This window comes from Ruegeria sp. BF12 (assembly GCF_056538705.1).
Genome location: NZ_JBQFTP010000005.1, coordinates 268300 through 285555 on the forward strand (window position 1 = coordinate 268300; position 17256 = coordinate 285555).

Consider the following 17256-nt stretch of genomic DNA (forward strand, 5'->3'; position numbering starts at 1 on the left):
TCACGCCGGAGAATGGCTGCGATTGCGACCGATCATCTGGGTGACGATGACCGGTGAGGCCACGGCCAGCGCGATCAGATCCGCAGTCAGGCTTGGCGCGACGAAAATGACCCCGGCGATTGCCATCAAAACCCGCGATGCAATGTTCATCGGTTTCAGCCAATAGCCCACCACTGCGGCCGACAGCGCGATCACCCCTGCAATACAGCTGGTTGCGGTGTAGGTGAACTCCCAGAGGTTGAACCCGGTTGACGACACGAACAGTAGAACCGGAGCGTAGACAAAGGCCATTGGCGCGATCACCTTACCCAAGCCAAGTGTAAAGGCGGACAATCCGGTTCGGAATGGGTTCGAGTTGGCAATGGCTGCGGCCGCGTAGGCCGATGTACAGACCGGGGGCGTGATCTCGGACACCACACCATAGTAGAGGACGAACAGGTGGCTTGCGATCGGCGGAACACCCAGCTGTGCCAGCGCAGGCTGGGCGACGGAAACCAGCATGATGTACAGCGCGGTCGTCGGGATGCCCGCGCCCATCAGGATGCAGACAACAGCAATGAAGACCAGCGAGATGAACAGCTGCAGGTCTTCCATGGCAAACAGCTGGAAGCTGCCGAACGAGATCATGTTATAGAGATCCGCCGCCAGATTGCCCGCGCCTTGCGTCACCATAAAGCCGATGCGGAAGCCGATGCCGGTCGTGTTGATCACGCCTACAACGATGCCCACCGCTGCGGCCGCAGCACCCACGGCCAGCGAGTATTTCACGCCCAACTCGACCGCCTGAAGCATCTCGGGGACTTCGATCCGTTTTTGCGGGTTAAGCGTCGCGATTACGGACAGAGTACACAAGATTGCCGTCATGGTCAGATCGAACCCGCCATCTGAAAATTTCCATAGCACAAAGGCCAGGAACGCCGCCGCGTAAATCAGTGTCGGAGGCTGTTTCAGGCGCGACATGCCGGCTATCACCGCCAGCGAGATACCGCAGAAGGCCGACATGAAGGGCGTGTAACCGGTGAACAGAACCACCAAAAGTCCGATCAGAGGCACAATGTTGGCCCAGCCTTCGGCCCAGACGGCCTTGAGCTGCGGCAGTTGCTCTTTCGCCAGACCTTTCAGGTTCAGCTTGCGCGCCATCAGGTGCACCACAGCGAATACGCCGACATAGTGCAGGATGGCCGGGAAGATCGCCGCGATCACGATGGTTGTGTAGGGAACCTCAAGGAACTCGGCCATGATGAAGGCGGCTGCGCCCATGATCGGCGGAGTGATCTGACCACCGGCCGAAGAAGCAGCTTCGACGCCGCCTGCAAAATGGCCGGGGTATCCAAGGCGCTTCATGTTGGGAATTGTCAGCGCGCCGGTTGATACGGTGTTGGCCACCGAAGAACCCGAGATCGTGCCGAAGAAGGCCGAGGATACCACCGACACTTTTGCCGGACCGCCGGTATAGCGGCCCGCCAAAATCGTTGCGTTGTCGATGAAAAGCTGTCCCAACCCGGTGCGCTGCGCGATCACGCCAAACAGCACGAAATGGAACACGATGGTCGAAACAACCCAAAGGGTGACGCCGTAGATGCCTTCCTGCGGGAAATACATCGACGACACGAAGGTTTTGAAATTCACGCCGGGATGCTGCAGCAGGCCGGGGAAATAGGGCCCGAGCAGGGCGTATGAGATAAAGACACAGATGATCAGCGGCAGCACCCAACCCAAAGTGCGGCGCGCGATGTCCAGCACCAGCAGGATGATGATCACGCCCAAAATCACGTCGTAAGTGTTGGGGTTACCCATGCGGAACGTCTGTTCCTCGATCCCCAGGAGCGGAATGCCGCGCCAGGCGACGCCGACATACAGCGCAGCGATGATCCCCAGGGCCATGAAGACCAGATCATACAGGGGGATGTTGCCGATGCGGAACCGGCTTACCTTGAGCGCATAGAGGCTTTTGGCGCCGATAATCGGGATTGTTGCGTAGACCAAAATGAACAGCAGGGCCAGATAGATGCCCATATGCCAGTGATCGGCGGGCAGACCAAAACCGGCCGTGAAGAATTCATAGAATGCAAAGATCAGGGCAACGACACGCAGAACCTTACCGGTTGTCGGTGTGACTTGCCGGACGGCGGCGCCTTCGTCGAATTGTTCTTCAATGGCAGCCAGTTCCTCGGCTGTCAGCTCGTGGTCATCAAGTTTCTGTGTCTCGGACATGATGGCCCCCCTGATTACGCGTATTTCGAGTACCCGGTGCCCCAGATGGGACACCGGACGTTTAGGTTTCGTAAAGCTGAATTACTGAAGAAGCCCGGCTTCTTTGTAGAACTTCTCAGCGCCCGGATGCAGCGGAACACCCAGCGCCTCGACACCGTCCAGGGCCGTATCGGCTGTGATCTGCTTGCCCTTGGCATGACCGTTATCCAGCAACTTGCGGGTGTTGTCGTTCCACAGGGCTTTGGTCAACTCATAGACCAGATCGTCCGACAGGTCCGAGGACACAACCAGCATTGCGCTGACCGCGGGGGTTTTGGTTTCGGCGTCGATCCCTTCATAGACTCCACCCGGAATGACCGAGGGGATATAGGCCGGGATGATCTCGTTGATTTTCGCCAGATCCTCGTCCGAGAAGGAATGCAGGTTCATGCCCTTGGTCGAGGACAGCTGCACCATTGCGGCAACCGGCCATCCTGCGGCATAGAAATAGGCGTCCAGCTGACCGTCGGCCAGACGCTCGGCGCTCTGGCTGTTGTTCAGTTCGGCTTCGTCCATGTTGTCACGGTTGATGCCCCAGGCATCCAGCATCTGCAAAACGGCAACCTGCGTGCCGGAACCAGCTTGCGCGATACCAACGCGCTTGCCTTCAAGATCGCTCAGATCGTTGATCGTTGCCCCGGCGGGCAGCACCAGATGTAGGTCTTCGGGGAACAGGTTGGCCACGATGCGCAGCTTGGGGTGGGGTTTGCCCTCGAACTTTCCTTCACCCAGATACATCGAGCGCGTGACGTCCGCTGCGGCCAGGCCGGCCTCCAATTCGCCGTTCTGAACGGCCGCATTGTTGAAGACCGATGCAGTCGTGGATTGCGCAATAGCGATCAGACCCGGAACACCGCACTGTCCGCCCTCTTCACACGGACGCGATCCCGGAGGGGCAGAGATACCGTTTGCGATGGTGCCGCCAATGGGGAAATAGGTTCCGCCAGCACCGCCGGTGCCGATGCGGAAAAACGTCGGGTCCTGTGCCAGCGCAGGCGCGGCCAGCGCGCCAGCCAAGGCCAATCCGGTCAAGCATTTCATAAATTTCATTCTCATCTCCCTTTTTAGATCGTCGGATTCGGTTTTCCCAAACTTCGATCCCGCAAGCGTAGAGGCAAATTTCATAAATACAAATTTGTTATATTTCACTAAACTAAAGTTTGATTTATGTATTGAGGATGAATCTCACACAACTAGCCGTCTTTCGCGAAGTGATGGAAACCGGGTCCATCTCTCAGACCGCGAAAAAACTGCACCGCACGCAACCGGCGATCAGCCTGGCGCTGAAGAACCTTGAAAAGTCCTTGGGTTTGACGTTGTTCGAACGCAAGGGCCGTCGTCTGGTTCCGGTGCCGGAAGCGCATTACCTTCTTGCGGAAACGACAGGTATCCTGGACCGCCTCTCAACGATATCCGGCACGATGGAGGGTTTGATCAAAGGTCGCTCCGGCAGTTTGAATATCGCCACTATGCCCGGTCCTTCGGCATTCCTGTTTCCCCGGTTCATCAGCCAATCCGTTGGTGAAAATCCGAATATTCGGATAACGCTGTCCACGCGCAGCTCACCCCAGATCATGGAACTTGCCGGGACACAGAATATCGATTTTGGCTTCGCTGATTTTGAACACTCGGTCGGAAGGGAGCCACAATATTCGACCGAGATCATCCGGGCCGACTGTTTTTGCGCTGTTGACCTTACGCATCCTCTGGCCGCTCGCGAGAGTATAACGATTTCAGATTTGGACGGGATTCCAATGGGGGGATTGCACGCCACTCATCCGTTCCAGCGTAAGGTTCGACAAGAGTTTCAGGAAGAGTCCGCAAACTACAACCCGACCGTGACCTGCCAGTACTTTCTGCCGCTGATACCCTTTGTAAGTTCGGGTCAGTGCTGCACGATTGTTGATCCGTTGACGGTCGCAACCGAGCGGGAACTTGACCTCTCGCAAGGAAAGGTCGTCTTCGTGCCTTTCGAAAGACCGCTCAGATACGAATATGCGATACTGCAGCCTGACCACCGACCTCCATCGCAACTGGCTCTGAAGATCAAAGCGGGTTGGAAGTCCGAAGTCTTGCAGATGCTGGAAGAAGTGAAGGCCAATCCGCACGCAGAGCAGATCGATGAGGCGGACGACAAGCAGAGTTGAAGATTTTCGTTCTGTGATCCGAACGAACGGCTGCGATGGCCCGATTGCACCTGTCTGTGAAGGCTGAAATGCGCGTCAGGTTTGTCCATTGATTTGAGTGAGGTTGCCAAGAAGAGCCTGCACCAATGCAGCCTTGCGGGAAGTCTCATGAGGGGGCGAAGTGTGTTTAGGGAGAATAGCGACAAAAGCATAAGGCAGCGGCAGGCCGGGCCAATCCGACTGCAGAAAGTGTTCCGATCCGGTCTTCGCACAGATTAGCATCTTAGGAACCAGTGCGATACCGGCACCCTGAGACGCAAGTGCAAAAGCGACAGCCGCACCGCCGACCCGCAAGCCTTTGCGAACGTCCGGTGTTCTTGCAGTTCCTGCGGCCCGAAACCATGCTGACCATGTCGGATACGAGGCATATTGCTCTCCCCAGTCGGTGTGGATCAGCAGACTATCGGGTACTCTGGTCAGATCTCCTTCGGCAAGGTTCTGTTCTCTGAACGGCTGGTTGCAGTAGGGATAGACGGTGTCGGCGAAGAGAGGCACTGATGTGTGCTGCGGATAAAGGTGGCTTTCGGAAGTCACCCTTATATCGGTCTGGGTGCGCAGAAGGTCCACCGGATCACTTTCGATACGCAATTCCAGTCCAGTCTCTGGATTTAATGAACGAAACTTCGAAACCGCTGGCGCGACCCATTTTTCTGCCAAAGACTGGATTGTGCTGATTACGATCCGGGATCGCACTTCGCTTTCAAGCAACTGGTCGGTGGCGACTGAAATGCTCATCAGGGCATCAGAAATAGTCGGGTAGTAGTACCGCCCGGCATCGGTCAGATGTAGACTGTTATTGGTGCGACGAAACAGTGTTTTTCCTAAAAATTCTTCGACCTTTTTGACCTGCATGCTGACGGCGGCGGGTGACACGCCCAGTTCGGACGCGGCTGCGGTGAAGCCGCCCATGCGAACGGTGGCTTCGAAGGCCTTTAGAGAATTCAGCGGTGGAAGTCGCATTGCAGAACATCCTATCTGCATCAGATTTTCTTAACCATGACTGACATTTTTCGATCTGGAACGCCAGCTCGCGCCCGCCAATTATGGAGAAAAGCAAAGGAAGCGTGCATGGCGAAGATTGAGATTGAATACTTGGGCCAGCCTGAAATTGATCAGGTGTCGCTTGGCAATGATGATATTCTGGATGCGATCGAGCAGGGCTTGATTGCTGCGGGCGAGGGTAAAACGGTCATCGAGCCACGTATGCACCTGACACCTGACCCGACATTCAACGGTCACTTCAATGTGCTGCGCGGGTACGTCGAGCCGTTGGGATATGCAGGTGTGAAAATCGTCGGCGACTATGTCGATAATTATAAGCGTGGCCTGCCGTCGGAACTGGCTCTGTTGAACCTGTTCTGCCCAAGAACTGGCGCCCCGCGTGCCGTGATTGATGCCGCGGGAATAACGGATATGCGGACTGGTGCACTCACTGCCCTTGGCGCCAAATGGCTGGGGCCGCGAAATCCAAGAGTTTTAGGGCATGTGGGCGCGCGCGGCACGTCCTACTGGAATGTCAGGCTGTTGGATCACCTGTTCGATTTCGACGAAATCCGGGTGCATTCACGACGCCCTGAAAGCCGGGAAGCGTTCGGTGAAAGGCTGAGCCGTGATCTTGGCAAAAAGGTGATCGTAAGCGAGGATTGGGAAAGCTGTCTGAAAGACGCGGACATCCTGGTCGAGGCGACGCGATTGAACAAGCCAACGCCGATGTTTGACCGATCTTGGGTCAAGAAAGGCGCGTTTGTTGTTCCCTATGGCACCATGAGTGCCCTACCGCTGAACTTCACCGAGGGTTTTGATAAATTCGTCATGGATGATCTGGGGCAGATGCGAGCGGGCCATCTTGGTGCCCTGCGGCCGCATATTGATGCGGGCCTAGTCAGTGAAGACACGTTTTATGCGGAAATCGGCGAAATAGCGGCAGGATCGAAACCGGGCCGCGAGGCAGATGACGAAACCATTCTGTTTTGGCATCGCGGAATGTCGACCGGAGATATCGCGTTGGGCGCGCGGATTTTAGAACGCGCCCGCGAGCTTGGTATCGTTCAAAACCTGCTGTACCGGAACGTTTGATATGGAGACGCTTGGCCTTGACGGTGAATCGCTGACAGTTGCAGCACTCAGCGGGGCCGCCAAGCTATCGCAGAAGGTTGTGCTCGATCCCACTGGGCTGGCGGCCATGGATCGATCTCATGCGCTGGTGACACGGGCAATTCAGGATCAAATTCCGGTTTATGGCGTTACTACGGGTTTGGGTGCCCGGGCGACCGAAGTGCTGTCTGCACAAGCCTTGTCTGAGTTTTCAGTTCAAACCTTGCGTGGCCGCGCGCAAGCGATCGGTTCAGAGACCGCGCCGGAGGTGGTGCGGGCAGGGCTGATCGTGCGTTTGAACTCCATGCTCAAGGGGCACAGCGCCGCCCGACCCGAGGTGGCGCGGCACATAGCCTCCTGCCTGAACGCCGGCCTGACACCTGTCGTAGGTGATATCGGCTCGATCGGCGCGGCGGATCTTGTTTTGAATGCAACCGTAGGTCTGGCGTTGATCGGCGAAGGTCAGATGCGAGACGCGAGAGGAGCAATAGGCCCAAGCGACGAGGTCATGCGCGCCCACGGGATCGTACCGCTCACGCTTGCGCCGCGTGACGGGCTGGCCCTGATCAATCACGCTGGTGCGGTTAGCGGGGCAGCCGCGCTTGCAGTCACCGAGGCAGCTTGCGCATTCGAGGCGGCGCAATCTGCCGTGGCGCTGTCTATGGAAGGGTTTTGTGCGAATACCGGACCGCTGGAGCCAAGGGTGCTGCGGATCAAGCCCTATCCCGGTCAATTGAAGGCAGCCGAAGGTCTGCGCAAGCGTTTGGCCGGAGGGCTGCTGTTCGATCCGGGGCAGGCCCGTCGCCTGCAGGATCCGCTGTCGTTCCGAAACGTGGCTCAGATCCACGGCACGGCCCGTGCGGCCCTGGATCGCGCGATTGAGTGTTTGACCATCGAAATCAACAGTTCCAGCGACAATCCGATAGCTCTGGTCGAAAGTGAGGAGATGATATCGTGTGGCGCTTACTTCACGTCCGAGATTACCTGCGCCGTCGAAGCGCTCAGCCGGTCCATCGTTCCGTTGGCCATGGCACTGGTGGCGCGTATCGCCAAACTGCTGAACCCTGAATTCAGCGGGTTGCCTAGTTTTCTGGCTCAGCAGGACAGCGCCTCAAACGGGTTTGCGCCGGTGATGAAAGTGGCCGAGGCGTTGGTGTCAGAACTTGCGCACGCAGCCCAACCAGTGCCGATCTGGCCCAGCTTGAACGCCAATGGAGTCGAGGACTGCTTCACCGGATCACCAACCGCTGTCAAAGCCCTGAGCGCGGTTGTCAGGTATCTCCGGCAATTGACGGCTATTGAGCTTCTGACAGCGTGCCAAGCGGTAGAGTTGCGTGGAAGCCGTCGCTCATTGGGGCAAGTTTTGAGCAGGCTCTGCGAAGATATTCGTGAGGTGTCTCCTGCGCTCACCAAAGACCGGCCATTGGGTGGAGACATTAAAGCGCTCGCTGCAGGCATCGCTCACAACCGATTTGTCGGGATCGCCGACTAGCAAGGGGTCGCTTCGAAGCAACTTGGTGAAGTCCGGGCAACCTTCTGTGGAGCCTCGAACCTGTCGACTTCTCAACGAAGCTTTCTCGGGACATCTTTGCTTTGAAGAATAAGCGCGCCGCGACTTGGAAGTCCTATTTGGTTGAGCCGTCCTTTTTGAGAGAACGCGCCATGTCGCTTAAAGTTCGGTACACGTTGCCCGCTTGAGGATGCCAGCGCGCAACATCGCGGCCCTGTATGGCAACGACCTCTTCGTCTCCCCGCGCCGCAGGACCTGTTAGGGCGTCCTGAGGACCCAGAGCGGTCACATTCTCGACGGTGCTTTCAAGTAGTTTTGCGTTTAGCTGTGGTATCACGTCATCTGCGACGCCCGCGTCTGCCCATGCTTCACATGCAATCGCCTGCAACACGACGGCAAAGTTGTTCGAGATCACCGCCGCCGCGTGATAAAGGCTCTTTCCTTCGGAGCGGATCGAAAAGCATTCTGCCCCCAAGTTTTCCATCAACGGTTGCAGAAACGCGAGGGCGTCGGGGTCTCCTTCAAGGCCACACAAGGCGCCCTGGAACTGGTCTTTTGCCTTTTCGGGATCAGCGAAGGACAAGACCGGGTGGACACTCGCCAAATGCCAATTCAAATTTCGCAAAGGCTCCATCTCGTTGGCAGGGAAAAACCCGCTGCAGTGAAAGGCAATTGTCGGCTGCGCTGTTGTGTCTGTCTTCGAAAGCGCATCCGCAAGATCAACTGCAACTGCTGATATCTGAGTATCCGGAACCGCGATGATCCAAAGATCAGCGGGTCTCAGATCATAAACGCTATCCACGGCCCTGCCTGCTCCGGTTCGCTGAACCGCTTTCTGCGCAGAAGTGAGGCTTGCGCTGAGAACGTCCTGTATCTGGCAATTCGGCAATTCATTTAACAGGGTCAGGAATGTTTGCCCGACTCGACCTGCTCCGATCAGGTTTATTTTGATCTGGTTCATTTTCGCGTTGCCCCAAACGTGAACGTTTGAAGGGTACTGTGCCACGCCGACCAAGCCTCTTGCAAAGGTCGTATCGCAAAACTGTTTTGAACAACCGAACGCCAGAGAACTGTTCAATGGTTCACGACTTCTGCCGGAGGCCGATAGTCATCAATCCTTTTCAGTTTCCCCGGTTTCGGGCCTCCAACCGTTCCAGATTCACAACCGTTGAAAGCATCAAGCGGTCGTGGCTCCAATCTTGAGTTTGCCGGACAGATGCTGAACCAATGGCAAGAACCGTGGCCAATGACAGTGTCAGGCCGAGAAACGCGACAGGTAAAGGTGATGTCGACGCCGGTGCCTCGGTCAACGCAATCACACGCTGACGCAACGTGTTTTTTGCTTTGGTCCCATTTACGAGGGCAACGTGAAGCACACGCGGGTTGCTGAGGGCGACAGAACGCGTGCAGTAATCCAACAGGCAGGTGGTGTATTCTTTTGCGTCGATCCCTTTGCGGGACACAACGGACTGATCACATGCCATTTCGCGGAGACGATCGAACTGATGCTTCATAGCCAGATAGGCCGGGTTCCAGAAAAGCACCGGGCGCAGAAGTTCAAAGCCCAGCTCCCATTCTACGTCCAGAGACCGAATGTGCTGGAACTCATGTGCCAGGGCAAACCGCAATTCGCGCGGCGTGTTCAGCAGGTGACTGGGCAAAACGACGTGACGGCGGCGCAAACCGCGCACTGCGAAAGGGACGGTTACACGGTCCGACAGACGAATGTCGACTTTCGATGACTGGCGCCAAAGGAAACTGGACTTCACGGCTTTTCGGATTGCCCAAGCGTCGCGTGCTACTCGGATGGCCAATATTGCCGACACAAAAGTTAGTAGAACAAAAACGCAAGTAACAAAGAAGCTGTTGCCTGACAGGATGTGATCGAGCCATCGCTCACGCGTATTCAGCAGTGACTCGAATTGTGCGGCAGGCATCGCGATTTCGCCGCGCAGGAAGGCCGCTACGGCAATGTCACCCAATGCCACTGCACGCCCCGGCCAAAGCAGACTGGCAATTGTCGATACACCCAGCGCAAGAACCGGGCTGAGCACAACACAAAGACACAGAGCCTTGAGCGAGCGGAGTTGGGCCACAAAGCCGTGTCGCATCGATGTCCGATCTAACATGGCACGGGCCGCCAGCCAGATCAGCGCTGATAATCCAAGCACGACATTGAACTCGAGAAATGCATCGAGAACCGGTTTAACCGCCGTCATTTTGCAGTCTCCTCTCTACCAGTGCCCGAATTTCCTCAAGATCGGATTCACTCAGCCCCGCATCATCGACAAGACGCGCGACCAGCGTCGCGGGGGTGTCGTCGAACAGGGTGCGAGACAGGTTCTGGAGTGACCGCGCCTGATACCTGTCCTTTTCCAGCAGTGGCTTGTAGATCAGCGTCTTGCCGTCCTTGCGACTCTCAACGAAGCCTTTTTCGTCAAGAATTCGCAGAATAGTCGCGCCTGATGTATAAGCCAGATTGCGTTCCGATGGCAGGCGATCAAGTACATCCCGCACCGACCCTTGTCCGATCGCCCAGAGCTCGTTCATGAACTCTAGTTCAACTTCGGTCATCAGATTTGTCGTTTTTTTCTTACGCATCGGGTACTGTGTCGCCATTTTTAGTATGCCCGCCAGACAAGCATTCTTTTGTGGTTTCGCAAAGCCTAAACTTTCCAGAAAACAAAAACGCCCCAGCCGATTGACAGGAACAGAGGTGTCCAGACCGGCTGGCCCACCAATCCAAGCCAGGCCAGGAAGATATAAGCCGAGCCCAACAGCGTGATGAACAAGCGGTCACCCAGAGTGGTGGTCAGGCCCAGCACGCCGCGGCGTTCAATGCCGTCGCGGAACTTGAAGACTTCCAGAATGCCAATCAGGGCGATAGCCGAGAAAATTCCGATAAAAATTGCAAGTGTGGCTGGGGTCCAGGCCATCCAGAAATCTGGCCATAGCGGGTCGGTCCAGGAGAACCCCTTTTCCTCTTGCTGGCCGACATTGCCCCAACCGGCCTGCGCCTGGGCGAAGGCTGTCGAGGGCAGAAAGGGGAGGGCGAGAAGTAGTTTTCGCATATCGAACCTCACACACGACCCATCGCGAAACCGCGCGCGATGTAGTTGCGGACAAACCAGATGACGATGGCTCCGGGGATGATGGTCAGGGTGCCGGCAGCGGCCAGCAGGCCGAGCTCGTACCCTGCGCTTGAGGCGGTGCGGGTCATTACGGCAGCAATGGGTTTGGCCTCGACTGCGGTCAGGGTTTTCGCCAGCAGCATCTCGACCCATGAGAACATGAAGCAGAAGAATGCCGCAACGCCTACGCCCGCTTTGATGTTCGGCAGAAATATGGTCACGAAGAACCGCGGGAAGGAGTAGCCGTCGACATAGGCAGTTTCATCCAGTTCCTTGGGAATACCACGCATGAAGCCTTCCAAAATCCAGACCGCCAGCGGCACGTTGAAAAGCGTGTGCGCCAGCGCCACGGCCAGATAGGTGTCGAACAGGTGTATCGACGAATAGAGCTGGAAGAACGGCAGCGCGAACACCGCCGCCGGGGCCATCCGGTTGGTCAGCAACCAGAAGAACAGCTGTTTGTCCCCCAGGAACCGATAGCGCGAGAACGCATATGCCGCAGGCAGGGCAACACAGACGGACAAAACCGTGTTGATCGTGACGTAGGCGATCGAATTGATGTAGCCCCAATACCATGTCGGGTCTGTGAAGATGGTGATATAGTTTTCCAGCGTAAACGTCTGGGGAAACAGGGAAAAACCCGACAGGATCTCGTTCGTGGTCTTGAAGGACATCGCCACCAGCCAATAGATCGGCAGCATCAGGAACGCGATATAGAGGATCGGGATGAGGGACCGCTTCTTCATTGCGCGTCATCCTTTGTCATCAGAGTGTAGAAGACCCAGCTAACCAGTAGCGTGATGGCGAAGTAGATCAGGCTCATCGCCGCCGCAGGGCCGAGGTCGAACTGTCCCAGCGCGATCTTCACAAGGTCGATCGACAACAGGGTGGTTGAGTTGCCGGGGCCGCCGCCAGTCAGAACGAAAGGTTCGGTGTAAATGTTGAAACTGTCCATGAAGCGCAGCAGAACGGCGATCGTCAGAACGGTTTTCATCTTGGGCAACTGGATGTAGCGGAACACGGACCATGGGCTGGCACCGTCGATCTTCGCCGCCTGATAGTAGGCATCTGGGATCGACACGAGGCCCGCGTAGCAGAGTAGCACGACCAGCGAGGTCCAGTGCCAGACATCCATGACAATGACGGTGATCCAGGCCGAAAGCGGCTGTTGTGTCATGTCATAATTGATGCCCAATACGTCATTCAGGAAATACCCCAGCAGGCCGATCTTGGGCAGGGTGAAGATGTTCCACATCGAGCCGACCACGTTCCATGGGATAAGCATCGGCAGGGCCATCAGGACCAGACAGACAGGCACCCAGAAACCTTTGCGCGGCATTGACAGGGCCACGATGATGCCAAGTGGCACCTCAATGATCAGGATCAGGAAGGTGAACAGGAACTGGCGCCCCAGTGCGGCCTGAAACCGGTCAGAGCGCAGGATCTGTTCGAACCAACCCAGACCTTCCCAGAAGAACTGGTTGTTGCCGAAGGTTTCCTGCACCGAGTAATTGACCACCGTCATCATCGGCACAAGTGCGTTGAACGCGACCAGCGCCAACACGGGCAGTACAAAGAACCACGCCTTTTGGTTTTCTGTTCTCATTGCGCCCGCTCCTCGGTAGCGATCCAGCCGTCGCGATAGACGCGGGATTGTTCTGGTTTGAATTGCAGGAAGACCTGTGATCCGGGTTCGGGCACGCTGTGTTCGGTCACGGCTTTGAGAGCCGTGTTGCCGACCATCGCGCTGACCACAAAATGACGGCCAATGTCCGAGACCTTGGTCACATGCGCCGGGATACCGGTGTCGCCAAAGCCTACATATTCGGGGCGGATGCCCAGATCGGTGCGGCCTCCCTCACCGTGGGTCGGGCCTTCCAGCACTACCTCGTGCCCTTCGAACACGGCGCGGTCGCCTTTGGCCTCGCACGGCAGAACGTTCATGCCCGGAGAGCCGATGAAATGGCCAACAAAGGTGTGCTGAGGGCGTTCGAACAATTCGACAGGGGTGCCGATCTGCACCACTTCGCCTTCCTGCATCACTACCACCTCATCGGCGAAAGTCAGCGCCTCGGTTTGGTCGTGAGTCACATAGATCATCGTCGCTTTGACGCGCTGATGCAGCTCTTTCAGTTTGGACCGCAGCTTCCATTTCAGATGCGGGTCAATCACGGTCAGCGGTTCATCGAACATCACTGCGTTCACGTCATCACGCACAAGACCGCGACCCATCGAAATCTTTTGTTTATTGTCCGGGCTGAGGCCGCTGGCGCGGGTGTTCAGCATGTCGGTGACGTCCAGCATCTCGGCAATTTCCGAGACCCGGCGGTTTATGGTCGCGGCATCGACGCCTCGGTTCTTCAAAGGGAAAGCCAGGTTCTCACCCACGGTCATCGTGTCGTAGATCACCGGGAACTGGAACACCTGCGCGATGTTGCGCTGATCGGGGGGCAGGGCGGTGACGTCTTTGCCGTCAAACAGAATCTGCCCCTCTGACGGAGTCAGCAGGCCCGAAATGATGTTCAACAACGTGGATTTACCGCAACCCGATGGCCCCAGCAGCGCATAAGCGCCACCATCGCGCCATGTCACGTCGATTTCCTTCAGTGCATAGTCTTCCGGGCCTTTTGGCGTCGGCATGTAGCTGTGTCGCAGGTTTGAAAGCTTGATCTGTGCCATGTCAGGCCACCCTTTTGCCGTCTTGGCCGAAATACCGGCAGTGGGCCGGGTTCATGTAGAAGCTGTGATCTTCGCCAACCTGATACGGATGCACACCTGTGGCGAGCGACACCCACGCGTCATCGCCATGTTGGAAATGCGCGCTGGAATCCGAGCCGGACAGTTCGGTCACAATCACGCGGCCGGTGAGTTCCACATCATCATCGGAAGAGCGGAACGGCGTTACCCGATGGGGTCGTACGGCGACCATGTAATCTCCGTCGGCCACATCGGTGACAGCCCAGCCGCCTCCGCCAGCCAGTTGCGCCTGAGCGCCAGATACGGTGATGCGCGCTACATTGATCGGCGGGTCCGAGAAGACCCGCGCGGCAGCGATGTTTTCCGGGTTACGGTAGATGTCGGCGGTCGGCCCGAACTGTGTGACGCGACCGTCTTCCATCAAGGCGGTGTAGCCGCCCAACAGCAGGGCTTCTTCCGGTTCCGAAGTCGCGTAGACGACGACCGCTCCGCGACCTGCGAACAGGTCCGGAAGTTGCTCACGCAGTTCCTCACGCAGCTTGTAGTCCAGGTTAGCCAGCGGTTCGTCTAGAAACACCGCGCGGCTTTCCTTGGCAATCGCACGCGCCAAGGCGGTGCGTTGCTGCTGCCCGCCCGACAACTCATGCGGGCGGCGGTGTAGCATCGGGCGCAGTTGCAACAGGTCGGCGGCCTCTTCCACGCGGCCTTCGATCTCAGATTTCGCCATGCCCGCCACGCGCAGCGGCGAGGCGATGTTGTCGAACACGGTCATATGCGGGTAGTTCACAAAGAACTGGTGCACCAGGCTGATCTGCCGCTTTTGCGTGTTCAGCCGTGTGACGTCCTGCCCATCCATCACGACCTTACCGGACGCAATTGGGTCCAATCCGGCCATCATCTTGATCAGAGAGGTTTTGCCCGATCCCGTCGCCCCCAGCAACACGTTGAAATGGCCGGTCTGCAATGTCAGGTTCGTGGGCTTAATGTGGATGACGTTACCGACCCGTTTGGTCGCGTCCTGTAATTCGATCATGTCCGTGGATTCCGGTCCTTCAGTGCGCCGCACTGGTCTTGAGGTTGGGGGCGCCTGAAACGGCGTCCCCTGGTTTCATTGCCTTACTGAGACTGCCAGCGCTGAACCAGTTCGTCATAGTTGACGGTCTGGCCCTGCGGCTTTTCGTTCTCAAGCTTGGCCTTGGGCGAACCCGCTTTTTCCAGCCAGAAGGCGGGATCCTGCGGTTCGTTCAGACGGGGGCCGCAGCCACCGTAGACACCGGCGCTTTCATCCGCGGCCTGCATGCGGGCCATGGTGATATCCATCTCTTCTGCCAGACGGTCCATCGCCTCTTGCGGGGTGAAGGCGCCCGAGTTCACGTCACCGATCTGCTGCCACCAGATCTGGGCCAGCTTCGGATAATCCGGCACGTTGATGCCGGTCGGCGACCATGCCACGCGGTCAGGTGAGCGGTAGAACTCGACCAGACCACCCAGCTTGGGTGCGCGTTCTGTGAACGACTCGTGATTGACCGAACTGTCGCGGATGAAGGTCAGACCCACATGGGATTTCTTCACATCAACAGTCTTGGAGGTCACGAATTGAGCATAGAGCCAGGCCGCCTGAGCACGATCCTCGGGGGTCGATTTCAGGAAGGTCCAGGACCCCACGTCCTGATAGCCAACCTTCTGACCTTCTTCCCAATAGGGGCCATGCGGGCTGGGCGCCATGCGCCAAAGTGGCGTGCCTTCGTCGTCGACAGTGTTATTGCCTTCGGATTTCGGCTTCACCATGTCTGCGGTAAAGGCGGTGTACCAGAAGATTTGCTGGGCCACGTTGCCTTGGCTAAGTGCCGGCAGCGACTGGTAGAAGTCATATGACGCCGCACCCGGAGGCGCATAGGCCCGCAGCCATTCATCCCACTTGCGGATCGCATAGACCGCAGCCGGACCGTTGGCCGCGCCACCGCGCGAGACGGAGGCCCCGACAGGGTTACAGGTGCCCGCTTCCATGCGGATGCCCCATTCATCAACGGGTACACCATTCGGCTCACCCACGTCACCAGCACCCGCCATCGACAGCCAGGCGTCGGTCATACGCCAACCCAAGTCAGGCGCACGCTTGCCGTAATCCATGTGACCATAGATTGTCACACCATCGACTTCCTTGACGTCATTCGTAAAGAACTCGGCGATGTCTTCGTAAGCGGACCAGTTGACCGGAACACCCAGATCATAGCCGTATTTCTCTTTGAACGCCGCCTTGTTGGCTTCGTCATCGAACCAGTCCTTGCGAAACCAGTAGAGGTTGGCGAACTGCTGGTCAGGCAGCTGATACAGCTTGCCATCCGGACCAGTGGTGAACTGAATGCCCATGAAGTCATCCAGATCCAACGTCGGCGAGGTTGTCGCCGCCCAGTCGCCGCCCATCATGTCGGTCAACGGATAAGCCAGTTGCAAACGCGAGTGGGTGCCGATTAGGTCGCTGTCATTGACATAGCCGTCATACAGGTTTCGACCGGTTTGTAGCTGTGTCTGAACAGCCTGAACCACTTCCCCTTCACCAAGTATCTGGTGGTTGACCTTTATGCCGGTGATTTCCTCGAATGCTTTGGTCAGAACCTCAGATTCGTAAGAGTGGGTCGGAATACCTTCGGACAGAACATTGATTTCCATTCCCGCGTAAGGTTGCGCAGCTTCGATGAACCACTGCATCTCGGCCATCTGTTCGTCTTTCGACAGGGTCGATGGCTGGAATTCGTCGTCGATCCAACGTTGTGCTGCGGCTTCGTCGGCCCAAGCAGAGCCGTGCCCCGCAATGACGGCAGCCGCCGCCACTGCGGAAAGTAGATGTCTCCGCATCTCTTTCCTCCCAAAATTTTAGCATAACCGGGTGTAACCGGATGGCGCTCAGCATCAGCGATTTCTTGCGCACCTGTCAAACTAAATTTTTAGTAAATGGAAAAAACCGCGTAATATATTAAAAATAAGTACTTTCTTGATGTAGCGCGGGAGGCAGTTGCGCGTTGTTTGCAGATGGATTTTTGTGAAGTTGTTGTGGCGTGCTGCGTCGAATTAGACAGGATGCCACGCCGGTTTAGGTTAATTGGCGCGGCGCGCCTAGTGGCCAAACGCAACCGAAAGAGTAGCACGGCATAGGCAAATACACCTTCGGAGATCTTCGTGACCAATTACATCACGTTTTTTTAACACCTATCATTTGTACGATTTTCACTAACTGCGCCGTTAAAAATAGTAACAAGTATGAATGCACTGTTGCTGATATGCTTAGGGTCAGGATGCATTGATTTTCAAAGCGCTGCGTGATTCACGGCTCGAAAACCGGAGCGGTGATATGAGCGACCTTTTCTGGCTGACTGCTGAGCAGATG

Annotated in this window: 15 protein-coding genes; 3 read left to right on the top strand and 12 right to left on the bottom strand. The window is 56.8% G+C overall.

Features of this window, described 5'->3' with window-relative positions; translation table 11 throughout:
- Together ACR0J0_RS10945 and ACR0J0_RS10950 are read right to left on the bottom strand one after the other, a co-directional pair.
- Window positions 1–2214 carry a TRAP transporter permease gene (locus ACR0J0_RS10945; RefSeq protein WP_480663845.1) on the bottom strand — a complete coding sequence of 738 codons (2214 nt, stop codon included), beginning with the start codon at window positions 2212–2214 and terminating at the stop codon, window positions 1–3.
- 81 nt (window positions 2215–2295) lie between these two features.
- Window positions 2296–3303 (bottom strand): TAXI family TRAP transporter solute-binding subunit, encoded by a 1008-nt coding sequence (locus ACR0J0_RS10950; RefSeq protein WP_480663847.1) that lies wholly within the window; start codon window positions 3301–3303, stop codon window positions 2296–2298.
- 128 nt (window positions 3304–3431) lie between these two features.
- On the opposite strand from ACR0J0_RS10950, the gene ACR0J0_RS10955 reads away from it, so the two are divergent.
- Window positions 3432–4400, top strand: coding sequence for a LysR family transcriptional regulator (locus ACR0J0_RS10955; RefSeq protein WP_480663849.1), 969 nt, complete (start codon window positions 3432–3434; stop codon window positions 4398–4400).
- A 75-nt stretch (window positions 4401–4475) separates the two neighbouring features.
- Here ACR0J0_RS10955 and ACR0J0_RS10960 read toward each other — a convergent pair whose 3' ends face one another.
- On the bottom strand, window positions 4476–5420 hold the full coding sequence (locus ACR0J0_RS10960) for a LysR family transcriptional regulator (protein ID WP_480663851.1): 945 nt from the start codon (window positions 5418–5420) through the stop codon (window positions 4476–4478).
- Window positions 5421–5507: 87 nt separating this feature from the next.
- Here ACR0J0_RS10960 and ACR0J0_RS10965 point away from each other — a divergent pair, with 87 nt between their 5' ends.
- Together ACR0J0_RS10965 and ACR0J0_RS10970 are read left to right on the top strand one after the other, a co-directional pair.
- A complete protein-coding gene (locus ACR0J0_RS10965) occupies window positions 5508–6515 on the top strand; it encodes an ornithine cyclodeaminase family protein (protein ID WP_480663853.1) in 1008 nt (335 codons plus the stop codon).
- Between the two features lies 1 nt (window position 6516).
- Window positions 6517–8025 (top strand): aromatic amino acid lyase, encoded by a 1509-nt coding sequence (locus ACR0J0_RS10970; RefSeq protein ID WP_480663855.1) that lies wholly within the window; start codon window positions 6517–6519, stop codon window positions 8023–8025.
- 133 nt (window positions 8026–8158) lie between these two features.
- Here the strand turns inward: ACR0J0_RS10970 and ACR0J0_RS10975 are convergent, their stop codons facing one another.
- From ACR0J0_RS10975 to ACR0J0_RS11015, 9 genes are all read right to left on the bottom strand, one after another.
- The gene (locus ACR0J0_RS10975; protein WP_480663857.1) at window positions 8159–9004 is read right to left on the bottom strand and encodes a Rossmann-like and DUF2520 domain-containing protein; all 846 of its coding nucleotides are present in this window, start codon (window positions 9002–9004) and stop codon (window positions 8159–8161) included.
- A gap of 160 nt (window positions 9005–9164) precedes the next feature.
- Complete coding sequence (locus ACR0J0_RS10980; protein ID WP_480663859.1) at window positions 9165–10262, bottom strand: M56 family metallopeptidase; 1098 nt, start codon at window positions 10260–10262, stop codon at window positions 9165–9167.
- The gene (locus ACR0J0_RS10985; RefSeq protein WP_480663861.1) at window positions 10249–10644 is read right to left on the bottom strand and encodes a BlaI/MecI/CopY family transcriptional regulator; all 396 of its coding nucleotides are present in this window, start codon (window positions 10642–10644) and stop codon (window positions 10249–10251) included. The genes ACR0J0_RS10980 and ACR0J0_RS10985 overlap by 14 nt, the downstream gene beginning before the upstream one ends.
- Window positions 10645–10709: 65 nt before the next feature.
- Window positions 10710–11114: a DUF2160 domain-containing protein gene (locus ACR0J0_RS10990; protein WP_480663863.1), complete on the bottom strand. Its 405-nt coding sequence runs from the start codon at window positions 11112–11114 to the stop codon at window positions 10710–10712.
- A gap of 8 nt (window positions 11115–11122) precedes the next feature.
- Window positions 11123–11920 (bottom strand): carbohydrate ABC transporter permease, encoded by a 798-nt coding sequence (locus ACR0J0_RS10995; protein WP_480663865.1) that lies wholly within the window; start codon window positions 11918–11920, stop codon window positions 11123–11125.
- Window positions 11917–12780, bottom strand: coding sequence for a carbohydrate ABC transporter permease (locus ACR0J0_RS11000; RefSeq protein ID WP_239343820.1), 864 nt, complete (start codon window positions 12778–12780; stop codon window positions 11917–11919). The genes ACR0J0_RS10995 and ACR0J0_RS11000 overlap by 4 nt, the downstream gene beginning before the upstream one ends.
- A complete protein-coding gene (locus ACR0J0_RS11005; RefSeq protein ID WP_480663867.1) occupies window positions 12777–13853 on the bottom strand; it encodes an ABC transporter ATP-binding protein in 1077 nt (358 codons plus the stop codon). The genes ACR0J0_RS11000 and ACR0J0_RS11005 overlap by 4 nt, the downstream gene beginning before the upstream one ends.
- A gap of 1 nt (window position 13854) precedes the next feature.
- On the bottom strand, window positions 13855–14904 hold the full coding sequence (locus ACR0J0_RS11010) for an ABC transporter ATP-binding protein (RefSeq protein WP_480663868.1): 1050 nt from the start codon (window positions 14902–14904) through the stop codon (window positions 13855–13857).
- 83 nt (window positions 14905–14987) lie between these two features.
- The gene (locus tag ACR0J0_RS11015; RefSeq protein ID WP_480663870.1) at window positions 14988–16727 is read right to left on the bottom strand and encodes an ABC transporter substrate-binding protein; all 1740 of its coding nucleotides are present in this window, start codon (window positions 16725–16727) and stop codon (window positions 14988–14990) included.
- Window positions 16728–17256: the final 529 nt, after the last annotated feature.